The sequence below is a fragment of the Amycolatopsis japonica genome (assembly GCF_000732925.1).
Lineage (GTDB): Bacteria > Actinomycetota > Actinomycetes > Mycobacteriales > Pseudonocardiaceae > Amycolatopsis > Amycolatopsis japonica.
In genome coordinates this window covers 6,431,517-6,455,157 of record NZ_CP008953.1, presented here as the reverse complement: position 1 = coordinate 6,455,157, position 23,641 = coordinate 6,431,517, and the positions used below count along the sequence as shown (strand labels likewise).

The window sequence follows — 23,641 nt, the reverse complement described above, 5'->3', positions numbered from 1 at the left end:
GAAGGACATGGGTTTTTCACGTCCGACGCATGAATCGCACACTGGCCGCTACCCGGCCCCGCGCAGCAAGATTCGAGAATCGAACCGACCTACTGGGGGTCATCATGCGCGAGGCATCGTCCACGCCCACCTCGTTCGGCGGACTGGGATTCAAACGGCATCTGCGTGCGGAGATCAGTGAGGGCAACGGTGCCTACCTGTTCTCCGAACAGGGGGTGATCGCGATCCGCGGCGCGCAGGTCGCGTCGGTGGCCGCCCTGCTCGACGGCACCCGTGACCTCGACGGGCTCCTGTCCGCCTGCCCGGAGGGGATGAACCCCGAACAGGTCACCGGTGTGGTGGCCCGGCTGGTCGAGGCCGGACTGGTCACCGTCCACGTCCCGGACGAGTTCAGCGGGGACGAGCGCGCGCTCGCGTACTGGGACGCGTGCGGTCTCGACGCGTCCGCGGTGGCCTGCCGTCCGAAGCCGGCGACGGCGAGCCTGACCGCGATCGGCCGCGGCGTCGACACCTCGCAGGTGGCGAACGCGCTGGCCGCGAGCGGCATCGAAGTGGTCGAGACGGCTTCCGAGCTGGCCATCGTGCTGTGCGACGACTACCTCGACCCGAGGCTGGCCGAGATCGACGCCGAGCACCGGCGCACCGGACGGCCCTGGCTGCTGGCCCGGCCGTCGGGTTCGCAGGTGTGGATCGGCCCGGTCATGCAGCCCGGCCGGTCCGGTTGCTGGCACTGCCTGACGAACCGGTTGTGGGGGCACCGGCACGCCGAGGCCTGTGTGCAGGAGGTACTCGGGCACGACGGTCCCGCGTCGTTCCCGATGCCCGCCGTGCCGCCGCTGACCGCGGCCGCGTCGCAGCTGATCTCCCTCGAAGCGTCCAAATGGCTGGCGGGGCACCGCTATCCGGGGCAGCAGGCCGTGTGGATCCTCGACACCCTCGACCTGCAGGGGCGGCTGCACGAACTGCGGCGCCGCCCGCAATGCCCCGAATGCGGGGACGAAAGCATCGTCGCCACACGGACGGCCGAGCCGGTCGTGTTGCGGGAGGCCAAGAAGGCGACGTCGGGTGGTGGCGGGCACCGGACGCTCACCCCGGTCGAGGTGCTCGACCGCTACGGCCACCTGGTCAGTCCGGTCACCGGCATCGTCAAGGAGATCGCCCGCGACCCGAGGGCGCCCGCGTTCGTGAACGCGTACCGTTCCGGGCTGAACGTCGCGCGCCGGGTGCGCGGTGAGGCGGGGCTGCAGGCCGGGTTGCGCGGGGACAACGGCGGCAAGGGCGCGAGCCCGATCGACGCCGAGGTCGGCGCGCTGTGCGAGGCGATCGAACGGTTCTCGGCGAACTACCAGGGCGACGAACTGCGGATCCACGACACCTTCCGCGCGCTCGGTGACGACGCCGTCCACCCGAACTCGTGCATGCTCTTCGACGAACGCCAGTACGAAACGCGCGTCGAGTGGAACGCCAGGCACGCGAACTTCCAGCACGTCCCCGACCGGTTCGACACCGAGGCGGCCGTCGACTGGACACCGCTGTGGTCGCTCTCGCAGCAGCGGCGGAAGCTGATGCCGACGGCGTACCTCTACTACGGGGTGCCGCCGGAGTGCGGTCTCACCGGGATGCGCGCGGACTCCAACGGCTGCGCGGCCGGAAGCAGCGTCGAGGACGCGATCCTGCAGGGCCTGCTCGAACTCGTCGAACGCGACGCCGTCGCGATGTGGTGGTACAACCGGCTTCCCGTGCCCGGCGTCGACATCGCGTCGTTCGACGACCCGTGGGCCGAGGAGATGGTCGGCCAGTACGCGCGGGCGGGCCGGGAGCTGTGGGTGCTCGACCTGACCGCGGACCTCGGTGTGCCGGTGATGGTCGCGCTGTCCAGGAGTATCGCCGGGCCGCGCGAGAACGTCATGATGGGCTTCGGCGCCCACCTGGATCCCCGGACGGCGTTGCGGCGGGCGGTCAGCGAGCTCAACCAGATGATCCCCGCGGTGCTCGCGAACGACGTCGAACTCGACGATCCCGACGCGTCGGCGTGGCTCAAGTACGCGACCGTCGGGAACCAGCCGTATCTGCTGCCGGCACCGGGGCGGTCGGCGAAACGCGCCGCGGACTTCAAGTTCGTCCGGCGGCCCGATGTCCGTGACGACGTGGAGTGCTTGGTACGGAAGCTTTCCGCGCTGGGAATGGAGACGCTCGTGCTCGACCAGACCAGACCCGACATCGACCTCCCGGTGGTCCGGGTGGTCGTTCCGGGGCTGCGCCCGTTCTGGAGCCGCTTCGCCCCCGGGCGGCTGTTCGACGTGCCGGTGCGGCTGGGCAGGCTCGCCGAGCCGACCCCTTACGACCGGCTGAACCCCTTCCCCATGTTCTTGTAGATCAAGCTGGAGCGACCGTTGACGACAGATCCCCCCGGCGGCATGGCCGAAACGATCCCCTTGTGGTCGCTCACCGACGACAGCCTCGTCGAGATCGGTGAGGACGGCTCGCTGGTGGTCGTCACCCGCTGGGGGGAGTACGAGTTCGTCAACGCGGAACCGCTGGTGCTGGAATCGTTGCGGCGGATGGCCTTGGGGCCGGTCTCGCTGGCGAACGTGACGTCTTCGTGGGAGCCCGTCGAGCGCGAGCCCGATCTCGAAGGCGAGCTGAGCTGGACGGCCGAAGGCGCCGACGCGCTGCGGCAGGCGCTCAAGGAACTCGGCGGTTCCGTGGTGCGCTCGCTGGGGCTCGCCGACGGCAGGGGACCGCTGCTGTCGGTGATCCCGGTCGTGCTCGCCCCGGTGTTCGCGCCGGTGGAGATCCCGCCCACGCGCCCGATCCGGTTGTCCCGCTTCAGTTCCCTGCGGTCCGACGCCGACGGGATGGGGCTGGAGTCGCCGTCCGCGCGCTATCGCGTCGTGCTGTCCCAGCCGTGGGCGGTGCATGTCGCGGCGACACTGGCGACGGCGAAATCGGTCGGGGACATCGTGTCCACCACCGGGATCGACGCCTCGGTGGTCGGCGCGATCGTGTCGTATCTGGTCGCCGCGGGTGTCGTGCAGGTGGCCGGGGAACACGGCCGGTTCGCCGAGGACGACGACCCCGAACTGGGTCTGTGGTCCCCGGACGAACTTTCGTTCCACACCACCAGCCGCACTTGGCGGCCCGGCGGCCCGGCGGACCTGCCCGGCCTCGGGAAACCGCCGGTGGTCAAGGCTTCCGCCGGCGACGGGCCGGTCCATGCGCTGTACCGGCCCGATCTGGCCGACCGCGCGGAGACCGATCCGACGCTGACGGCGTTGCTGGAGCACGATCACACCTGCCCCGAATTCACCGAGGGCGTGCTGTCCGCCGAGCAGATCGGCGAATTCCTGTTCCGCGGCGCGAGGATCCGGTCGATCGGGCCCGCGCACCTGCCGAACGGGCCCGCCCACAGTGCTTCGCAGCGGCCGTATTTCAGCGTCGCCTGCCTGTACGAACTCGAGTTGTACGTCTCGGTCAACCGGTGCTCGGGGCTGGACCGCGGGATCTACCACTACGACCCGCTGGAGCACCGGCTCGGCCTCGTCAACGCCGACGAGGCCGACCTCGACGCGATGCTCGACATGGCGATGATCGGCGGCGGCAACCATCGACGGCCGTCGGCGTTGATCACCGTGACCGCACGGATGCCGCGGATGGCGTCCGTCCTCGGTGGCGGCGCGTACGCCACCACGCTGGCGCATGTCGGTGCGCTGCAACAGACGCTGTACCTCGTCGCCCGCGCCATGGGGCTGGCCGCGCACGCCGTCCCGGTGGACGCCGGCGACCGCGTCGACCGCGCGCTCAAGCTCGACTGGCCCGCCGAGGTCAGCGTCGGCGAGTGCGTCCTCGACCTCCTCGTCTGAGTGGCTTGCGTCTCGATCGCTCGTCGAGCACACCGAAATCGGCACCGCGTTTGCTGGCGTACAGAGGAAAAGCGACAGCGAATCCGAGGTTGGTCTGATGCAGCTACGAACAGTCGCCATGGCGGCGAACGAGAAAGGCGTCACCGAACCCGGTCGGCCCCCCGAGCCGGCGCCCCCCTTGCAACCTGCGGTGCTGCAGGCCATCTCATCGATGCACGCGAGGTACTTCGACCCGATCACCTTGGGCGACCTGGCATCGGAAGTCTTCGTCAGCCCGTTCCACTTCTCGCGGATCTTCACCAAGGCGACCGGGGTCACCCCCGGCCGGTACCTCACCGCGATCCGGCTCTTCGAAGCGAAACGACTGCTGCTGACGACATCGCTGACGGTGTCGGACATCGTGTGCAGCGTCGGCTACAGCAGTGTCGGCACGTTCACCAGCCGCTTCACCCGTGCGGTCGGGATGACCCCGACCCAGTACCGCGACCCCGAGGTCGGCGAACTGCTCGTCGCGCTGGCCCCGCATTTCCAGCGCCTCCCGACCCTGGAAGCGTTGCACAGCGCCGGAATGGGCAGCGCCACCATGCGCAGCGGCACCGGCACGCTCAGCGTGCGGGTCGAGACCCCGCGCGGGGCTGGCCCGGCGAGTGTCCTCATCGGACTGTTCGCCGAGTCGATCCCGCAGTGTGGTCCCGTGGCCTTCGGCGGCAGGGCGAACGTCCTGTCCGCGGACATCGAGATCCAGAACGTTCCTGAGGGGCGCTGGACCGTCATCGGGGTGGCCGAGCACGCCGCCGGGACCGCGGCCTCCACGTTCTCCATGGGCACGCTGCCGGGCCGCGTCGACATGACCCGGTACGGCAGGGTTCACCTGCGGATGCCCATGCGCGCCCCGCGCCCGACCGACGCGCCGATGGCGATCACCCTCGCCGGCGGTCCGAGCTCGGCCGGGAACCGGATGACCATGCCCGCTTCCGAGTACCTCCGCGCGGTGGCCTGAGGCGAGGTTATTCCCGCGGTCTCCCGATTTCGCAAACCGGGAGAACCGCGGGCGCAACCGTGGAGTGGTCGCGTCATCATCACGCATGTGAGCCTTGAGGAAATCCGGAATTCGAATCCACCCGTTAGGGGGAGAGTGCGTTGGGCAATGGTTGGCGCACGATCAGACGTCGCATGATCACGCCGGACGTCTCCGAGACGTCACTGGACAAGCGCGGTTTCCACAAGAAGAGCCCGGCCGCTCAGGAATTGCTGGAGACCGTCGGTGAGAAGTTCCTGCTCGGCTACGCGCACGCGGTCGAAGCACGGTCCGTTGATCAGGCGGAAGAATGGCTCGAACGCATTCCGGTGAAATACCGTGGCTTCGCCTACGAGGGCGCGGGAATGGGGTACGGAATGCTGGACGGGCTGCCGGGCGGCGGCCGCCGTCACATCGAGGAATTCCTCGACGGCCCCGGCGAGAAGCACGACTACATCATCTACGTCGGCGTCGGCTGGGCGATGGCGCGCCTGCCGCGCTTCCGCTGGCCGTCCGCCGAGGACTTCGACCCGTTGCTGCGCTGGCTGGTGCTCGACGGCTACGGCTTCCACCAGGCCTACTTCAAGACGGCGAAGTACGTCGACGGGCAGTTCCAGGACCCGGACTTCTCGTGGCCGCCCGGAAACGGCGGCTACGCGCTGCGGGCGATCGACCAGGGCATCGGGCGGGCGCTGTGGTTCATCTGCGGTACCGACGTCGATCTGGTCGCCGACACGGTCGCGCGATTCCCCGAGCATCGGCACGGAGACCTCTACGCCGGTATCGGGCTCGCCTCGACCTACGCGTGCGGTGTCACCGGTGACGAACTGCTGAAACTGGCCGAATTCGCCGGCGAGCACCGCGGGAACCTCGCCCAGGGCAGCGCTTTCGCCGCCGAAGCCCGCGTCCGCGCCGGGCTGCTGATCCCCGAGACCGAGGTCGCCACTCAGGCGATCTGCGGGCTGCCGGCCGAGCGGGCCGCGGCCATCACCCAGGAGGTGCGCCCGGCGACCGTGGTCGACGGCGAACTCCCGGCATTCGAAACCTGGCGACAGCGCATCGCCGCTGAGGTTCTCAACTCTGGAGGTGCAGGGAAATGACCGCGACCTTGGGCTGGCTCCGCAAGCAGCTTGCGGGCATCGTGGCGCTGGTGCTGATGGCGGGACTGTTCGTGGTGGCGCAGCTGCCCACCGTCTCGACCGCCGAGGCCGACACCATGGCTTCGAAGTACGCGTTCGAGCCGTTGACGATCGCCTTGCCGGAGGCGGCGAAGAGCCAGTCGATCCGGACGGTGAACAAGGAGTACGAGCACATCCGCGCCTGGATCTCCTCGGTCGGCGCGGCGATCGCGGTCAACGACCTCGACGGCGACAAGCTCGCGAACGACCTTTGCTTCGTGGACCCGCGCAGCGACCAGCTGGTGATCACCCCGACGCCGGGCAAGGGCGGGGACCGGTACGCGCCGTTCGCGCTCGACGCGGCGCCGCTGCCGATGGGCAAGTACATCGCGCCCATGGGCTGCGTTCCCGCGGACTACAACGAGGACGGCCGGGTCGACCTGCTGGCCTACTACTGGGGCCGCACGCCGATCCTGTTCCTCGCGAAGCCGGGTGCCACGAAGCTGGAGCCGAAGGCCTACGAGCCGGTGGAACTGGTGCCGGGCAACAACTCCAAGAACGGCGAGTACTCCGGTCCACTGTGGAACACGAACGCCGCTTCGGTCGGTGACTTCGACGGCGACGGCCACCAGGACATCTTCATCGGCAACTACTTCCCCGACAGCGCGGTGCTGGACGACCGCGTCTCCGGCGGGGTCGAGATGAACAAGTCGATGTCGCACGCCGACAACGCCGGCGGCAAGTACATCTTCCGGTTCACCGGCGCCACCCAGGGCGCCAAGCCGACGGCCACGTTCGTCTGCGACGACAAGGCGATCCCGGCCGACTCCCAGGGTGGCTGGTCGCTGGCGGCCAGCGCCACCGACGTCGACGGGGACAACCTGCCCGAGCTCTACATCGGCAACGACTTCGGCCACGACCGCCTGCTGTACAACAAGTCCCGCCCCGGTCACGTCGAATTCGCCGAGGTGAAGGGCATTCGCGGGCCCAACGAGCCGAAGTCCAAGGTGATCGGCAACGACTCCTTCAAGGGCATGGGCGTCGACTTCGCCGACCTCGACCATGACGGTCTCTACGACCTGTACGTCAGCAACATCACGACGTCCTGGGGTATCGAGGAAAGCCACTTCCAGTTCATGAACACCGCCAAGGACACCGCGGATCTGCGTGGCCGTCTGCAGGGCGGCGAGGCGCCGTGGGTGGACCGCAGCGCACAGGCGGGCACCGCCTGGTCCGGCTGGGGCTGGGACGTCAAGATCGCCGACTACAACAACAGCGGCGAATCGGTGATCACCCAGGCGACCGGCTTCGTCAAGGGCGACGTCAACCGCTGGCCGCAGCTGCAGGAGCTGGCGACGTCGAACGACGAACTGCTGAAGCACCCGTACTTCTGGCCGAACATGGTCGCCGGTGACGACGTCGGTGGCGATCACACCCTGCACTTCTGGGCCAAGAGCTCCGACGGCCGCTACACCGACCTGGCCCCGCGCCTCGGTCTCGCGGTCCCGGTGCCCACCCGCGGTATCGCCACCGGTGACGCCGACGGCGACGGCAAGCTCGACTTCGCCGTGGCCCGCCAGTGGGAGCAGCCGATCTTCTACCACAACGTCAGCCCCGACACCGGGTCGTACCTGAACCTGAAGCTGGTGCACGACAAGGCTTCGGCGGACAGCCCGCTCAAGGCGGCGGGGACCGCGGCGATCGGCGCGCAGGTCACCGTCGTCACCCCCGACGGCAAGAAGTACATGGACCGCGTCGACGGCGGCAGCGGCCACTCCGGCAAGCGCAGCCACGAGATCCAGATCGGGCTGGGCAAGGTGACCGGGCCGGTGAAGGTCCACCTGCAGTGGCGGGACCTGACCGGGCAGATCCGCACGCAGGAAGTCCAGCTGACCCCGGGCGACCACACGTTCCAGCTCGGCGCTCAGGCTAAGGAGAAATGACCGTCATGGCTGAGCAGACACTCACGGCACCGAAGAGCAACAAGACGATCACGGCCCTTCGCCGGTTCGCGATCTCGATCACCATCTTCAACATCATCGGCTACACCGTGCTCGGTTTCGAGCAGCCCTACACCTATCCGTTCATCGCGCTGGCCACGGCGTACACCACGGAAATCCTGCTGGAGATCATCGGGGCCCGCGTCCAGGGACGCGACGTCCGCTTCCGGGGCAACGGTTTCAAGGGACTGGTGGAATTCCTCTTCCCCGCGCATATCACCGGTCTCGCGCTGAACATGCTCACCTACGTCAACGACCAGGTACTGGTCATGATGTTCGGCGTCGTGGTCGCCGTCGGGGCCAAATGGGTCCTGCAGGCCCCGGTGCGCGGCAGGCTCCGCCACTACATGAACCCGTCGAACTTCGGCATCACGATCATCCTGCTGGTGTTCCCATGGGCGAGCATCGCGCCGCCGTATCACTTCACCGAGCAGGTCGACTCGTGGGTCGGCTGGCTGATCGTCGGCATCATCATGATCTCGGGCACCGTGCTCAACGCGCTGCTGACCCAGCGCATGTGGCTCATCGGCGCCTGGCTGATCACCTTCGCGCTGCAGGCGATCATCCGTGGTCTGGTGTTCGACACCGCGATCCCGGGCGCGCTCGGGATGATGACCGGGGTGGCGTTCGTGCTCTACACGAACTACATGGTCACCGACCCGGGGACGACCCCGTCCAAGCCCGCGTCGCAGATCCTGTTCGGTTCGGGTGTGGCGCTGGCGTACGGGTTCTTCATGGTCGTGCACGTGTCCTACGGCCTGTTCCTCGCCACCGCGCTGGTCTGCCTCGTCCGCGGGATGTTCCTCTGGGGCCTGCACTTCTCCAAGAAGGCCACCGAGAAGTGGGAGGCCGAGCAGGCGAAGGCGGCCGAGGTCACGTCCCTGCCCAAGCCGGCCGAGAAGCCGGAGACGGAAACCGGGGCCGTGGCGGCATGACCCCCGGTGCGGAAAGCAGCCGGGCGGCGCGTCTCGTGCCGCCCGGCCCGCCGCGCCGAGCGACCTTCGGTCTGCTGAAGAAGCTCTTCACCGACCGGCTGGCGCTCATGTCGGACTCGGCGGAGGCACACGGGGACGTCGTCCGGATCGCGATCGGTCCCAAGACGATGTACCTGGTGAACCACCCCGACCTGGCGAAACACGTGCTCGCGGACAACGCGGCCAACTATCACAAGGGAATCGGCCTCCAGGAGGCCAGGCGGGCGCTCGGCGACGGGTTGCTCACCAGCGACGGCGACGTCTGGAAGAAGCAGCGCCGGACCATCCAGCCGGTGTTCCAGCCCAAGCGGATCGCGCGGCAGGCCTCGGTCGTCGCTAACGAGGTCGAAGGACTCGTGAAACGCTTGCGGGACACCGAAGGACCGGTGGAGATCCTGCACGAGATGACCGGGCTGACCCTCGGGGTGCTCGGCAAGACCTTGCTCGACGCGGATCTCGGCGGGTTCACCTCGCTGGGGCACTCGTTCGAGGCCGTGCAGGACCAGGCGATGTTCGAAGCGGTGACACTGAGCATGGTCCCGCAATGGGCGCCGCTGAAGAAACAGCTGCGGTTCCGGGAATCGCGGGCCGACCTCCGCCGCATCGCCGAAGAGCTCGTCGAGCAGCGGCTGGCCAACCCGGTCGAGAACGGCGAGGACGTGCTTTCACGCCTCATCGCCACCGACGGGACCCGCGAGCAGATGCGGGACGAGCTGATCACGCTGCTGCTGGCCGGGCACGAGACGACGGCGAGCACGCTGGGCTGGGCGTTCCATCTGCTCGACGAGCATCCGGAGATCGCGGCGAAACTGCGTGCCGAGGCCGACGCGGTGCTGGGCGACCAATCGCCGACGCACGAGGACCTGCACCGGTTGCCGTACACGGCGAGGGTCGTCGAAGAGGTCATGCGCCTGTACCCGCCGGTGTGGCTGCTGCCGCGGGTGGCGCAGGCCGACGACGAGATCGGCGGCTATCACATCCCCGCCGGATCCGACGTCGTCGTCGTGCCCTTCACCCTGCACCGGCATCCGGCGTTCTGGCCGGAGCCGGAGAAGTTCGACCCGGACCGGTTCGATCCGGACCGGCCGAGCGGGCGGCCCCGCTACGCCTACATCCCGTTCGGCGCCGGGCCGCGGTTCTGCATCGGCAACAGCCTCGGCGTGATGGAGGCCGTTTTCGTGCTGACGATGGTCCTGCGCGATCTCGAACTCAGAAAGCTCCCGGGCTACGACGTGGTTCCCGAGGCGATGCTGTCGCTCCGGGTGCGCGGCGGGCTGCCGATGACCGTGCACACCAGGAACAGGAGGTAGGTTCCGTGGATTCGGACGAACAGGTCGAGGTGTCCACTTTGGAGGCCTACGCGGACACGATCGTGCCGGGGGAGAAGCGTTTTCCCGATGACCACGCCATCGCCGGCGCTTCGCCGGGGCCGGGCGCGGTCGTGGCGGGCGCGCTCGAACTGCTGCACACCGAGGCGACCGGGGTGACCGTCGGGCTGCCGTATCTGGCGCAGTCCCTCAACGAGCACGCGAAGGTCTACGCCAAGGAGAACGCCGTCACGCTGGACGAGTCGCTTCCGCCGTTCGTCGCACTGTCCTTCGCGGACAGGACGGCACTCGTGCGGTCGCTGACCGCGCCGGGACATCCGGAGAAGGACGGCTGGGTCAGTCTCGCCTTGTTCTGCAACATGTCCTTCGACAGCGCGGCGCACAAGCACACCGCCGAAGCCATCGCCGAGGGCCACCCCGGTCTGCTGGCGATGGGGTACACCGCGCCGGACGAAGACGGTCTGTGGCGGTTCCCGAAGTTCTCCTACCGCCGCGAGCTGGCCCGAGTCCACCCCGACACCACGCCTTCCGGGAGTCCCGCATGACCGCCTACGACAAGACCGACGTCGTCATCGTCGGCAGCGGGTTCGGTGGCTCCATCCCCGCCTACCACCTGGCCGCGGGCGGAGCGAAGGTCACCGTGCTGGAACGCGGGCCGTGGCTGGAGACGAAGGAGTTCGAGCACGACTATCTGCTCGGCTCGTCCTACACCCGGGCTTTCGATTTCGTCGTCGGCGACGGGATGAGCGTGCTCGGCGGGAACTGTGTCGGCGGCGGCAGCGTGGTGTACTTCGCCGCGATGCCCCGCGCGCCGAAGTTCGTGTTCGAGCGCCATGGCAGCATCGGCCGTCGCATGTGGCCGTCGGCGCTGACGCGCGACTCGCTGGAGCCTTGGTACGACAGGGTTTCGGAGTCGCTCCCGGTGTCCACACAGGACTGGAACGACGTCTCGTACGCGGGCGGGCTGTGGGCCGCGTTCTGCAACCACTCCGGCCGCACCGCCAACCCCGCGCCGGTCGCGGTGGACAACGACCGGTGTGTGAACTGCAACTTCATGATGGCGGGCTGCCGGTTCGACGCGAAACGCTCGCTGCTGACCAACTACCTGCCCGCGGCGCTCGCCCACGGCGCGAAGATTCGGCCGCTGCACGAGGTGCAGCGGATCGAGCGGATCGACGACGGCGACTATCGCGTGCATTTCACCATCGTGGACGACGAGGACTACCGGCTCCAGTCCGGCAGCGGGACGATCGACGCGAAGGTCGTCATCATCGCAGCGGGCGCCGGCGCGACGCCGGTGATCCTGCAGCGTTCGGAGGCGGCGCTGGGCACCATGCCGCACGCCGTCGGCCGGTATTTCTCGGGTAACGGGGAGCGGCTCAACACCGCGATCATCAACGAGGAGCGCGTCCGCGAGGTGCTCGGACTGTCCCGTGAGGATGGGAAGGTCTACGAGGCCAACCACATCGGCAAGGGCCCGACCGTCGCGAACTGGGACAAGCTCGACGGTTCGCTGCCGGAGTACGAGCGGTATTCGCTGGAGCAGCTGTACTTCCCGCCCGGGCTTGGCACGATCCTCGCCCAGGTGCCGGACGGTGACGAACCACGCTGGTTCGGCGTGCAGAAGAAGGAGATCCTCAAGAAGTGGGCCTCCTGGCTGACCATCTTCCTGATGACCGAGGACGACAACGAGGGCGTCTTCGGCGCGCCGCCGCCCACCGGCAACGCCTACCGCATCTCGCAGCAGATGCTCGGCCGCGGCCCGCTGAAGTACGACCCGACGCCGAACACCCGGCACGGCTGGGCGCTGGCCGACGCGGAGTGCAAGGAGATCCTCGAGAAGGACGGCCTGGCGAAGGTGGCGCCGTGGACCAACGACGTCGTCGGCGCGTACACCGTGCACCCGCTGGCTTCGTGCCGGATCGGTGACGACCCGGCGACCTCGGCGCTGCACCCGAACCACGAACTCCGCGACCACCCCGGGATCTTCGTGACCGACAGCGCCTCCGTGCCGGGCGCGCTGACGGTGAACCCGGCGATGACGATCGCGGCACTGGCCGAGCGTTCGGTGCCGGGGATCGTGCGGGCGTTGCAGGCACGCGGTGTCGACGTCACCTATGGCGCCCCCGCTCCGGACGGCTCCATCACCGGGCGGCGGGCGGTCGGCAAGCTGTCGCTGGTGGCCGGGAGCTGAGCATGGCACCCGTGCTGGTGAGGCTCGCGCTGCGGCGCGCGGTGCGTGACGCCCGGTACGTCCGGCCGGTTCCCTTCGGCCGGGCGACCGGGCTCGTGCGTGACGTCTACGTCCGGCTGGAACGCGACTTCGGTATGCTGGCCCCGCCGGTCGCGGTGCATTCGCCGTCACCGGCGGTGCTCGCGGCGACCTGGGTGATGCTGCGGGAATCCCTGGTGGCGGCGGGGGAGACGAGCCGGGCGGACCGGGAGATCGTCGCGACACTGGTGTCGCGAGGGAACTCGTGTCCGTACTGCGTCGAGGTCCACGGGATGGCGCTGGACTCGCTCGGGCGCTCCGCGGAGGCCGCGGCGATCGTCGAGGGCCGTCCCGTGGCGGATCCTCTCGCGGGGACTCTTTCGGCGGGGGCCCGCGCGGAGCTGACCGCGGTCGCGTTCGCGTTCCACTACCTGAACCGGGTGGTGAGCGTTTTCCTCGGGCCGTCACCGCTGCCGCCGACCGTGCCGGATTCGGCGCGCGCGAAGGCGAAGGCCGTCTTGGGGCGATTTCTTCGACCGGTGACAGGGGCTTCGCCGGGAGACTCGCTGGAGCTCTTGCCGGTGGGCTCCCGGGATTTCGCGTGGGCCGCGGGCAATCCTGTGGTCGAGGACGCGTTCTCGCGTGCTTCGTCGGTGTTCGCCGCGTTGCCGGTGCCTTCGTCCGTGCGGGATGTCGTGGAACGGGAGCTGTCCACTTGGGACGGTGCGCCGCCCGGGTTGAGCCGGTCCTGGGTGGACGCCTTCGACGATCCCGCGGTGCGCTTGGCCTTGGTGGTCGCGAAGGCGCCTTATCAGGTGGACGACGCTTTGGTGGCGGCCGCGGGGCTGGGGGATCGGGAGCTGGTCGAGTTGGTGGGGTGGGCGAGTTTCACGGCCGCGGCCCGTGCCGTTTCGGTCGCCCCGCTTCGTGGCTAGTGCGGCGTACTGCCGGTCTTGTGACGCGAAAGCCACTTTCGCAACGTTCAACGTTGCGAAAGTGGCTTTCGCGTCGTCGTAGGTCCGGGTCAGTCGGCCAGATGACCGATTCCGTTCAACAACATGAGAGAAGACTCCGAGTCCGCCTCCGGTTCATGCTTGACCGGACTGCGCGAACGGACGGCGGCCGCGTATCTGGGGACAGAGCCGGCGCTGGGACCGGATTCCGTGAACTTGAGTGGTTGAGAGCTAGGGGAGTGCGGTGGCATGAGCGTTGAGCGGATTTCGATTGTCGGTATCGGTCTCCGATACCCGGACGCCGGTTCCCCGGAAGAGCTGTGGGAGAACGTCCTCGCCGGCCGCCGGGCGTTCCGGAGCCTGCCCGACGAGCGGATGAACCGCGAGGACTACTACTCGCCCGACCCGAAGGCGCCGGACCGTTTCTACGCCAACAAGGCCGCGGTCCTCCGCGACTACGAGTTCGACCGGATCAAGTACAAGGTCGCGGGCAGCACGTTCCGCTCGACCGACACCACGCATTGGCTGGCCCTCGACGTCGCCGCGCAGGCGCTGGCGGACGCGGGCTTCCCCGAGGGCGACGGGCTGCCGAGGCCCGCCACCGGCGTGGTCATCGGCAACAGCCTCACCGGCGAGTTCTCGCGCGCCAACATCATGCGGCTGCGCTGGCCGTACGTGCGCCGCACGGTCGCGGCGGCACTGGCCGAGCGCGGCTGGGCCGACGGCGACACCGCCGAGTTCCTCCACGATCTCGAGGCGCAGTACAAGGCCCCCTTCCCGGAGATCGACGAGGACACGCTCGCGGGCGGGCTGGCGAACACGATCGCCGGCCGGGTCTGCAACTTCTTCGACTTCGGCGGCGGCGGGTTCACTGTGGACGGTGCCTGTTCGTCGTCGCTGCTTTCCGTGGTCACGGCGGCGAACGCGCTTTCGGAAGGCGACCTCGACGTCGCCATCGCGGGCGGTGTCGACTTGTCGATCGACCCGTTCGAGGTGATCGGTTTCGCCAAGACCGGCGCGCTCGCCAAACGCGAGATGAAGGTCTACGACGCCGATTCCAACGGGTTCTGGCCCGGCGAGGGTTCCGGAATGCTCGTGCTGATGCGCGAGGAGGACGCGATCGCGCAGGGCAAACGGATCTACGCCAACATCGGCGGCTGGGGTGTCTCGTCCGACGGCAAGGGCGGAATCACCCGCCCCGAGGCCTCGGGTCATCGACTCGCGCTCAAGCGGGCGTACGACAAGGCTGGTTACGGCGTCGAGACCGTTTCCTACTTCGAGGGCCACGGCACCGGGACCGCACTGGGCGACGCCACCGAGATCGAGGCGCTCTCCACCGCCCGCCGCGACGCCGACCCGCTCGCCGAGCGGGCCGCGCTGAGCACGATCAAGGCCAACATCGGCCACACCAAGGCCGCGGCCGGGGTCGCCGGGCTGATCAAGGCGACCTTGGCGGTCTACCACCAGGTCATCCCGCCCGCGACCGGCCACTACGAACCGCACGAGTCGCTGGTCGGCGACTCCGCGCGGATGTACGTGCCCGCCGAGGCCGGGCTGTGGCCCTCGGACCAGCCGGTCCGCGCCGGTGTCTCCGCGATGGGGTTCGGCGGCATCAACTCGCACGTCACCGTCACCGAAGCGCCTGGCGCGGCCCGGCGCAAGGAACTCGACGAGCGGACCAGGTCGCTCGTCGCCGGACGGCAGGACAGCGAACTGCTGCTCCTCGACGCCGACGACGCCGCGTCGCTGCGCGGCCGGGTGACCGGTCTGCTGGAGATCGTGCCGAAGCTGTCGTTCGCCGAGCTCGCGGACCTCGCGGGCACGCTTTCGGCGGAACTGTCCGGGAAACCGGTCCGTGCGGCGATCGTCGCGGCCGGCCCGGACGACGCCGAGCGCAAACTGGCCAAACTCCTCGACCTCCTCGGTGAAGGGGAGCCGGAAGTCTTCTCCGCCAACGAAGGCATCTTCGCCGGTTCCCGTTCCCAGTCCCCGAAGATCGGTTTCCTGTTCCCCGGCCAGGGTTCCGGGCAGGGCAGGGTCGGCGCGGTGCGCAAACGCTTCGCGCACGTCGACGACATCTACCGCGCCGCGAAGCTGTCCACCGGCGCCGACCAGGTCGCCACCGACGTCGCGCAGCCGCGCATCGTCACCGGTTCGCTGGCCGGGCTGCGGGTGCTGAAGAGCCTCGGCATCGAGGCGGGCACGGTCGCGGGCCACAGCCTCGGCGAGCTCACCGCCCTGCACTGGGGTGGCGCGCTCACCGAACGCGAAGTGCTCAAGCTGGCCAAGATCCGCGGCAGGGTGATGGCGACCGCCAGCGACGGAGACGGCGCCATGGCCGCGATCGCGGACACGCCGAGCGTCGCCGAGAGGCTCGCCGAGGGCGAAGAGGTCGTCATCGCGGGCTACAACGCGCCCGAGCAGACCGTCCTTTCCGGACCCGCGGAGGCGATCGACCGTGTGGTCGCCCGTGCTCGCGCGGAAGGGGTCAACGCCGCCCGCATCAACGTCTCGCACGCCTTCCACTCGCCCGCGGTCGTCCCGGCCGCCGAGGCGATGACCGAGGAACTCGCCGCGTTCGACTTCGCCCGGCTCGACCGGCCGGTCGTCTCCACGGTGACCGGTGACGTCCTGCACGCCGCCGAAGACCTGCGCGATCTGCTGCGCGACCAGGTGGTCCTGCCGGTCCGCTTCCGTGAGGCGGCCGCGAAGGTCGCCGAGCGCAGCGACCTGGTGATCGAGGTCGGCCCCGGCCGGGTGCTCACCGGACTGCTGGACACGATCGCGCCCGGCACCCCGGCGCTTTCGATCGACACCGACAGCCTGACGCTCGCTCCGGTGCTGAAGGTCGCCGGTGCCGCGTTCGCGTTCGGCGCGCCGCTGGAGACGTCCGCGCTGTTCGACGGCCGCGTCGTGCGGGCCCTGCCCTCGGACGGCGAGTTCTCGTTCCTCGCCAGCCCGTGTGAGGCCGCGCCGTCGATCGGCGCCGTCCTGACCCGCGACCGGGTCGCCGAGGCGGGCGAGGCGGCCGCCGGAACGGCATCGGAAAGCAGCGGCAGCAGCACTCTCGATCTGCTGCGCAAGCTCGCGTCCGAGCGGGTCGAGCTGCCGCTCGAAGCGGTCACCGCCGACACACATCCCCTCGACGACCTGCACCTTTCCTCGATCACGGTCGGCCAGCTGGTCAACGACGTGACCAGGGCGCTCGGCCGTCCGGCGCTGGAGGGCATGCCGAACTTCGCGACCGTCTGCCTCGGCGAACTCGCCGAGATGATCGACGAACTCGCGCAGACCGCCAAACCCGCCGACAGCAACCAGGCCGAGGTCGCCGGCGTCGGACCGTGGGTCCGGCCGTTCGCGGTGGAGTACGTCGTCGCGCCGAAGCCGTCGCCCGATCTCGCGACGGGCATCTCCACCGCCGAATGGACGGCGTTCGCCCCGGCCGGTCATCCGCTGGCGGAGCCGCTGCGCGCGGCGCTGGCCACGGCGGGCGTCGGCGACGGTGTCCTCCTCTGCCTGAACGCGGACAGTGGTTCCGGCGACGTCGGCCTGTTCCTGGACGCGGGCCGCGCGGTGCTGGCCGCGCCCAACGGCACGCGCTTCGTCGTGGTGCAGCACGGTCTCGGCGCCTCCGGTCTGGCGAAGACGCTCCGGCTGGAGGACCCCTCGGCCCGCACCACGATCGTCGACCTCGCCGATCTCGACCCCGTCGACCCCGAAGCCCTCCACGCCGCGGTGTCCACTGTGGTCACCGAGGTGGCGGCGACGACCGACTTCAGCGAAGTCCGCTACGACACCGCCGGAGTCCGCACGGTGCCGAAGCTCGCGGCGCTCACCCCGGCCGAGGCCGAAGGCACCCCGCTCGGCTCCGGCGACGTCCTGCTCGTCACGGGCGGCGGTAAGGGCATCACCGCCGAGAGCGCGTTGGCGCTGGCCAAGGATTCCGGCGCGAAACTGGCGCTGCTCGGCCGGAGTGATCCGGCCGACGACGCCGAACTGTCGGAGAACCTCGGCCGGATGGCGGCGGCGGGTATCACCTACCGCTACGAGCGTGCCGACGTCACCGACGGAAGGCAGGTCGCCGACGCGATCGGCCGGGTGCAGGCCGAATTCGGTCCTGTCACCGCGGTGCTGCACGGCGCGGGCCGCAACGAGCCCGCCGCGCTGTTCTCCTTGACCGAGGAGAGCTTCCGCAAGACGCTGGCCCCGAAGATCGGCGGTCTCAACGCCGTCCTCGACGCCGTCGACCAGGACAAGATCAAGCTGCTGGTGACCTTCGGCAGCATCATCGGCCGGGCCGGTCTGCGTGGTGAGGCGCACTACGCGACGGCCAACGACTGGATGACCGAACTGACCGTGCGCTTCGGCCGGGAACACCCGCGGGCCAAGGCGATCGCGCTCGAATGGTCGGTCTGGTCCGGGACGGGGATGGGTGAAAAGCTCGGTGTGGTCAGCGCTTTGATGCGCGACGGCATCACCCCCATCCCGACCGAGGAGGGCATCGAGATCCTCCGCCAGGTCGTCGGCGATCCGGCCGCCCCGTCGGTGCTGGTCGTCTGCGGCCGGACCGCCGGGCTGGCGACCCTGCCGGTGGAGAAGCGCGAACTGCCGCTGACCCGCTTCGTCGACCGCGCCGTCGTGCACTATCCGGGGGTCGAGCTGATCACCGAGGCCGACCTGTCCGCGGGCAGCGACCCGTATCTGGCCGACCACCTGCTCGACGGTCAGCTGCTGTTCCCGGCGGTGATCGGCATGGAGGCGATGACCCAGGTCGCCAAGGCCGCGCTGGGCGCGGAAACCCTGCCGGCGCCGGTGTTCTCCGACGTCGAGTTCCTGCGCCCGATCATCGTCTCGCCGGGCGGGGCGACCACGATCCGGCTCGCCGCGCTGGCCAGGGACGCCGAAACGGTGGACGTGGTGCTGCGCAGCGGGGAGACCGGCTTCAGCGCCGACCACTTCCGGGCCCGGCTGAGCTTCTCCCGGCCGGATCCGCTCGGTGACACCGTCGCCCGCGACGTCGCGCTGCCGCCGGTCCCGGTCGATCCGACGACCGAGCTCTACGGCACGGTCCTGTTCCAGGGCAAGCGATTCCAGCGGGTCACCGGATACCGGCGGGCCAGCGCGCGGCACGCGGTCGCGGAGATCGCGACCGGCGCCGAGGTCGACTGGTTCGCCCCGTTCCTCCCGCAGGAACGGCTTCTGGCCGACCCGGGCACCCGCGACGCGATGATGCACGCGATCCAGTGCTGTGTCCCGGACGCGACCCTGCTGCCGCAGGGGATCGAGCGGCTGTACCTCGCCGAACCCGGCGAGCAGCACCCGGAGTACGTGCTCCTCGACGCCCGCGAGCGGTCGCAGGACGGCGACAGCTACGTCTACGACCTCGACGTCCGCAACCCCGACGGGAAGCTGGTCGAGCGGTGGGAGGGGCTGAAGCTGCGCGCGGTGCGTAAGCGCGATGGTGAAGGACCCTGGGTCCCGTCGATGCTCGGGTCCTATTTGGAGCGTTCCGTCGAACGGCTGCTCGGCTCGTCCCGCGCGATCGTCGTCGAGCCGGATCCGGTGGGCGTTTCGGTGGAGACCACGCCGGAGCGGCGGGCGCAGACGGCGTTGGCCGCCGGCCGCGCCGTCGACGCGCCGCTGGAGATCCGCTACCGCCCGGACGGGAAACCGGAGGCCGACGGGGTCGAGGTGAGCGCGTCGCACAGCGCCGACCTCACCCTGGCGATCGCGGGCGGCGGCCGGATCGCGTGCGACGTCGAAACGGCGATCGAACGGACACCGGAGGACTGGGCAGGCCTGCTCGGCGAGGATCTGCTCGCGGTGGGCGAGCTGCTGGCCGCGGACGCCCGCGAGCCGCTTTCGGTGGCGCACACCAGGGTCTGGAGCGCGCTGGAATGCGTGCGCAAGACCGGCGACATGACACAGGCGCTCACCGTGCACCGGGTCGATCCGGACGGCTGGGCGGTGCTTTCCCACGGTGTCGCCCGCATCGCCACCTGGGTGACGACCGTCAACGACCGGACCGATCCCGTCGTCTTCGCGGTGCTCCAGGGAGAGGAGAGCTGACATGGCCGACTACTACGAGATCCTCCACACGGTCGGATTCGAAGAGACCAACCTGGTGGGCAACGTCTACTACGTGAACTACGTGCGCTGGCAGGGCCGGTGCCGCGAGATGTTCCTGAAGGAGAAGGCGCCCGCGGTGCTCGAAGAGGTCCGCCACGACCTCAAGCTGTTCACGCTCAAGGTGGACTGCGAGTTCTACGCGGAGATCACCGCGTTCGACGAGCTGTCCATCCGGCTGCGGCTGGAAGAGCTGACCCAGACCCAGATCCAGTTCACCTTCGACTACGTCCACCTCACCGGGGAAGGCGAGCGGCTGGTGGCCCGCGGACGGCAGCGGATCGCGTGCATGCGCGGCCCCAACACGGCCACGGTGCCCAGCCGCGTGCCCGAACAGCTGCGTGAGGCGCTGGCCCCGTACGCGGTCGACGGCAAGGGGGAATGACGTGGGCACGCTGGAGGAACCGTCGCGGCCGGTGCTGAAACGGCTGCCGACGCCCGTCGCCCGGCGCCGGTTGTCCGCGCAGGCGGGCCTGCGGGAGGTGATGGGCCAGTTCGCCACCGGCGTCACCGTGCTGACCGCCGGCGGCGAACGGGCACACGGGATGACGGCCAACGCCGTCACCTCCGTCTCGCTGGAGCCGCCGATGGTGCTGTGCTGCGTTTCCCGCGCGGCGCGGATGCACGAGGCGATCGTGACGGCGGGCTCGTACGCGGTCACGGTGCTGGCGTCGGACCAGAAGGAACTGGCGAAGTACTTCGCGGACTGGCGGCGCCCGGCCGGGCTCGCGCAGTTCGACACGGTGGACTGGACGGCAGGCCCGCAGACCGGCGCCCCGCTGCTCGACGGCGCGCTGGCGTGGCTGGAATGCGAGCTGGCGGAGGTCTACGAGGGCGGTGACCACTCGATCTTCCTCGGCAGGGTGGTCGCCTCCAGCCGCGGCACCGCGCAGGACTCGCTCGTCTTCTACAGCGGCGGCTACCACCAGGTCGACGGCCGGATACGGGCATCGGCCTGAGTGGTCACCAAGGGAGAGGAAATGTCATGACCGTCAACGAATCCACCACCCCCGCCCCGGCGCCCATCGCCGAACGGCCGCCCGTGGTGACCACGATGCCCCGGCTCGGGCGGGGGGTGTGCTGGCGCGACATCGTGCGCGAAATCGAACTCGACGAGCTCGACCGGGAGGCCCGCTTGAGGGAGGCGGCGTGACCCTGCAGGGCGATCCGGGCGCTCAGCGCGCGGAGGACTCCGAGGTGGTGCCGCTGCCGGAAGACCGGCTGCGGCGCCCTCGGGGCCCGGGTCCGACCGACGGGCAGGTGATCCCGCTCGCCCGCGGCGCCGAACCGGTGCACCCACCGGAACCGACGATGCCGTTGCTGCGCACCCAGCGCGACGAATTGCGCGAGCATATCGTCGACGGACGGCTCGACGGCGTCCGCCGGCAGCACTCGCTCGGCAAGCACACCGCGCGCGAACGGCTGGATCTGTTGCTGGACCCCGATTCCTTCACCGAGGTCGAGCTGTACCGGCGGCATCAGGCGAGCGGGCTCGGGCTGGCGGAGAACCGGCCGTACACCGACGGCGTCATCGCGGGCTCGGGCACCATCGACGGACGGCGCGTGTTCGTCTACGCCCAGGACTTCACCGTCTTCGGCGGTTCGCTCGGCGAAGCGCACGCGGCGAAGATCCAGAAGGTGATGGATCTGGCGATCGCCACCGGCTCGCCGCTGATCGGGCTCAACGACAGCGGGGGAGCGCGGATCCAGGAAGGCGTCATGGCGCTCGACGGCTACGGCGGCATCTTCCGCCGCCAGGTCGAGGCGTCCGGTGTCATCCCGCAGATCAGCGTGGTGCTGGGACCGTGCGCGGGCGGGGCGGCCTATTCGCCCGCGCTCGCGGATTTCGTCTTCATGGTGCGCGACACCGCCCGCATGTACTTGACCGGGCCGGATGTCGTCGAGACCGTGACCGGGGAACGGGTCAGTCACGACGAACTGGGCGGCGCGGACGTGCACGGCACGTCGTCCGGCGTGGCGACCGTGGTGCACGACGACGAGGAGAGCTGCCTCGCCGACGTCCGGTACCTGGTGTCGCTGCTGCCGTCGAACTACCTGGAGCCCGCGCCCCGTGAGCCGTCGCGGGACGCGGGCAAGGACCGGCGGCCGCGATTCGCCGAACTCGTCCCGGTGGAGCCGAACAGGCCCTACGACATGCGTGACGTGTTCTCGGAACTGGCCGACGACGGCGAGTTCTTCGAGCTGCATGAGTCGTGGGCGCGGAACGTGCTGTGCGCGCTCGCGCGGATAGACGGGCGAGTGGTCGGCCTGGTCGGCAACCAGCCGGTGGTGTTCGCCGGCGTGCTCGACGGGCCGGCATCGCAGAAGGCGGCGCGGTTCGTGCGGTTCTGCGACGCGTTCAGCATCCCGCTGGTGACGCTCGTGGACGTCCCCGGCTTCCTGCCGGGCGTCGAGCAGGAGCATTCCGGGATCATCCGGCACGGGGCGCAGCTGCTGCACGCCTACTGCGAGGCGACCGTGCCGCGTGTCCAGGTGATCCTGCGCAAGGCCTACGGCGGCGCGTACATCGTGATGGACTCGCGGTCCATCGGGACCGACCTCTCCCTGGCGTGGCCGACCAACCAGATCGCCGTGATGGGCGCCGAGGGCGCGGTGAACGTGTTGTTCCGCAAGGATCTCGCCGTCGCACCCGATCCGGACGCGTTGCGCGCCCGCCTGGTCGCCGAGTACACGGAGGAGTTCATGAACCCGCAGTACTCGGCCGAACGCGGCCTGGTCGACGACATCATCGACCCGGCGGACACCCGGTCCGCCATCGCCAGAGCGCTGGACATGCTGCAGGACAAGCGAAAGGCCGCGCCTCAGCGCAAGCACGGCAACCACCCCATCTGAACGGGGGAGCCCATGTCATCGTCCGGAATGGACACTGCGCCCGTCTTCCGGATCCTGCGGGGGAACCCGGAGGACGCCGAACTGGCGGCGCTCGTCGCCGTCCTCACCGCCGCGGCTTCGGCCGCGCCCCCGGCCGTGACGCCTGCCCGGCCGGCCTGGTCGCCGCTCGCCGCGCCGACCTGGCGTACGTCGACGCTGCGCTGAGCGCGCGCGAAAGCCACTTTCGAGACGCCTGACGTCCCGAAAGTGGCTTTCGCGACGCGTCCTCACGCGAGCCGTCGCGCTCATTCCCGGTCCCGCTGCCCTGGGACCTCGGGGTCGGGCCACGACAGGCCCAGCAAATCGACGTCGAGCTCGTCTTCGGCGTAGAGCTCATACGGGTCGAGACGTTCGGTCATGGCGCGCTCCTTGGGTTTCGGGGTACCACAAGGGCACTACCGGCACCCCGTCAGCGGCGACTTTTCCTTTGCTCATCGCGCGCGACGGCGTCCTCGATCGCGTCACGACCGGCCCCCGATCGGAGGGGTCCATCCTTGTTGTCAAGTGAGTCGTTCATCGAAGGTCAGGAGAACCCCATGGCGGCACAGGTGCGAATTTGGGTCCTGACCGATGATCTCGACCCGCGCGGGGCCGTCGAGGCCGGCACGACGGCGTTCGTCCCGGAGCCGAGGAAGGCCGCCGAAAACGATTTCCCGGCCGAGCACATCGTCCTCGGTTACAACTAGCTCACCCCCGTACGACAGCACGGACAAAGAAGACCACCCGGTATCGCGCGCGCGAGAATGGTGAAGATCGCCCGCGAACCCGGCCAGACCACGAGGAGGCCTCCGGATGGCTATGCGCCTCCAGCTCACGTCCGGTTTGCAGGTGTTGGAAGAATGGGCGATCAATGCTCCGCAGGCCGATCGCAATGTTATCTACGAAGCGCTCTTCGCGGTAGCCGACGGATCCGCCTTTCTCATCTACGACATTTTCGGAGATCGTCGTGATCCGCAGCAGTTCATCATTCTGGTGAAACACGATCTCGTCATTCGGATCGGGCTCAAGCGGACCGATTCCTCGTTCGAGATCGTCTACATCGGCGCGCTGGAGCACGGGACACCCGCCGCGGCATGGGCCGAAGACCTCGACGGCTCTTGATCCGGTACCGCTGAACGGCCCAGTCCGCGCAGCGGTACCGGCGGCCTTTCGTACCA

The 23,641-nt window shown here is 69.4% G+C and carries 18 protein-coding genes; all 18 read left to right on the top strand.

The window, feature by feature from the left end:
• Positions 1-104: 104 nt before the first annotated feature.
• The 18 genes from AJAP_RS29885 (at position 105) to AJAP_RS29810 (ending at position 23,585) form a co-directional block, all read left to right on the top strand.
• Positions 105-2,375 (top strand): TOMM precursor leader peptide-binding protein, encoded by a 2,271-nt coding sequence (locus AJAP_RS29885; RefSeq protein ID WP_038517490.1) that lies wholly within the window; start codon positions 105-107, stop codon positions 2,373-2,375.
• Positions 2,376-2,417: 42 nt separating this feature from the next.
• Positions 2,418-3,863, top strand: coding sequence for a SagB family peptide dehydrogenase (locus AJAP_RS29880; protein ID WP_038517488.1), 1,446 nt, complete (start codon positions 2,418-2,420; stop codon positions 3,861-3,863).
• A 118-nt stretch (positions 3,864-3,981) separates the two neighbouring features.
• Positions 3,982-4,863 (top strand): helix-turn-helix transcriptional regulator, encoded by an 882-nt coding sequence (locus AJAP_RS29875; RefSeq protein ID WP_038517485.1) that lies wholly within the window; start codon positions 3,982-3,984, stop codon positions 4,861-4,863.
• A gap of 161 nt (positions 4,864-5,024) precedes the next feature.
• Positions 5,025-5,981, top strand: coding sequence for a DUF1702 family protein (locus AJAP_RS29870; protein WP_267284163.1), 957 nt, complete (start codon positions 5,025-5,027; stop codon positions 5,979-5,981).
• Positions 5,978-7,942 (top strand): CRTAC1 family protein, encoded by a 1,965-nt coding sequence (locus tag AJAP_RS29865; RefSeq protein ID WP_038517480.1) that lies wholly within the window; start codon positions 5,978-5,980, stop codon positions 7,940-7,942. Before AJAP_RS29870 ends, AJAP_RS29865 begins: the two co-directional genes overlap by 4 nt.
• On the top strand, positions 7,939-8,934 hold the full coding sequence (locus tag AJAP_RS29860; protein WP_174492051.1) for an enediyne biosynthesis protein: 996 nt from the start codon (positions 7,939-7,941) through the stop codon (positions 8,932-8,934). Before AJAP_RS29865 ends, AJAP_RS29860 begins: the two co-directional genes overlap by 4 nt.
• The gene (locus tag AJAP_RS29855) at positions 8,931-10,283 is read left to right on the top strand and encodes a cytochrome P450 (protein ID WP_038517477.1); all 1,353 of its coding nucleotides are present in this window, start codon (positions 8,931-8,933) and stop codon (positions 10,281-10,283) included. The genes AJAP_RS29860 and AJAP_RS29855 overlap by 4 nt, the downstream gene beginning before the upstream one ends.
• A 5-nt stretch (positions 10,284-10,288) precedes the next feature.
• Complete coding sequence (locus AJAP_RS29850; protein WP_038517475.1) at positions 10,289-10,846, top strand: DUF5987 family protein; 558 nt, start codon at positions 10,289-10,291, stop codon at positions 10,844-10,846.
• On the top strand, positions 10,843-12,495 hold the full coding sequence (locus tag AJAP_RS29845) for a GMC family oxidoreductase N-terminal domain-containing protein (RefSeq protein ID WP_038517472.1): 1,653 nt from the start codon (positions 10,843-10,845) through the stop codon (positions 12,493-12,495). Before AJAP_RS29850 ends, AJAP_RS29845 begins: the two co-directional genes overlap by 4 nt.
• A gap of 2 nt (positions 12,496-12,497) precedes the next feature.
• The gene (locus AJAP_RS29840) at positions 12,498-13,448 is read left to right on the top strand and encodes a carboxymuconolactone decarboxylase family protein (RefSeq protein ID WP_038517470.1); all 951 of its coding nucleotides are present in this window, start codon (positions 12,498-12,500) and stop codon (positions 13,446-13,448) included.
• Between the two features lie 267 nt (positions 13,449-13,715).
• Positions 13,716-19,535 carry a type I polyketide synthase gene (locus AJAP_RS29835; RefSeq protein WP_038517467.1) on the top strand — a complete coding sequence of 1,940 codons (5,820 nt, stop codon included), beginning with the start codon at positions 13,716-13,718 and terminating at the stop codon, positions 19,533-19,535.
• Position 19,536: 1 nt separating this feature from the next.
• The gene (locus AJAP_RS29830; protein ID WP_038517464.1) at positions 19,537-19,977 is read left to right on the top strand and encodes an acyl-CoA thioesterase; all 441 of its coding nucleotides are present in this window, start codon (positions 19,537-19,539) and stop codon (positions 19,975-19,977) included.
• 1 nt (position 19,978) lies between these two features.
• On the top strand, positions 19,979-20,551 hold the full coding sequence (locus AJAP_RS29825; protein WP_038517462.1) for a flavin reductase family protein: 573 nt from the start codon (positions 19,979-19,981) through the stop codon (positions 20,549-20,551).
• A gap of 26 nt (positions 20,552-20,577) precedes the next feature.
• A complete protein-coding gene (locus AJAP_RS44425; RefSeq protein WP_167551722.1) occupies positions 20,578-20,745 on the top strand; it encodes a DUF6222 family protein in 168 nt (55 codons plus the stop codon).
• Between the two features lie 158 nt (positions 20,746-20,903).
• The gene (locus AJAP_RS29820) at positions 20,904-22,445 is read left to right on the top strand and encodes an acyl-CoA carboxylase subunit beta (RefSeq protein ID WP_407639409.1); all 1,542 of its coding nucleotides are present in this window, start codon (positions 20,904-20,906) and stop codon (positions 22,443-22,445) included.
• A gap of 27 nt (positions 22,446-22,472) precedes the next feature.
• The gene (locus tag AJAP_RS29815; protein ID WP_321167106.1) at positions 22,473-22,649 is read left to right on the top strand and encodes an acyl-CoA carboxylase epsilon subunit; all 177 of its coding nucleotides are present in this window, start codon (positions 22,473-22,475) and stop codon (positions 22,647-22,649) included.
• A gap of 371 nt (positions 22,650-23,020) precedes the next feature.
• Complete coding sequence (locus tag AJAP_RS44420; RefSeq protein WP_167551721.1) at positions 23,021-23,170, top strand: hypothetical protein; 150 nt, start codon at positions 23,021-23,023, stop codon at positions 23,168-23,170.
• Positions 23,171-23,276: 106 nt separating this feature from the next.
• Positions 23,277-23,585 (top strand): DUF6235 family protein, encoded by a 309-nt coding sequence (locus AJAP_RS29810; RefSeq protein WP_038517455.1) that lies wholly within the window; start codon positions 23,277-23,279, stop codon positions 23,583-23,585.
• The last annotated feature ends 56 nt before the right edge of the window (positions 23,586-23,641 follow it).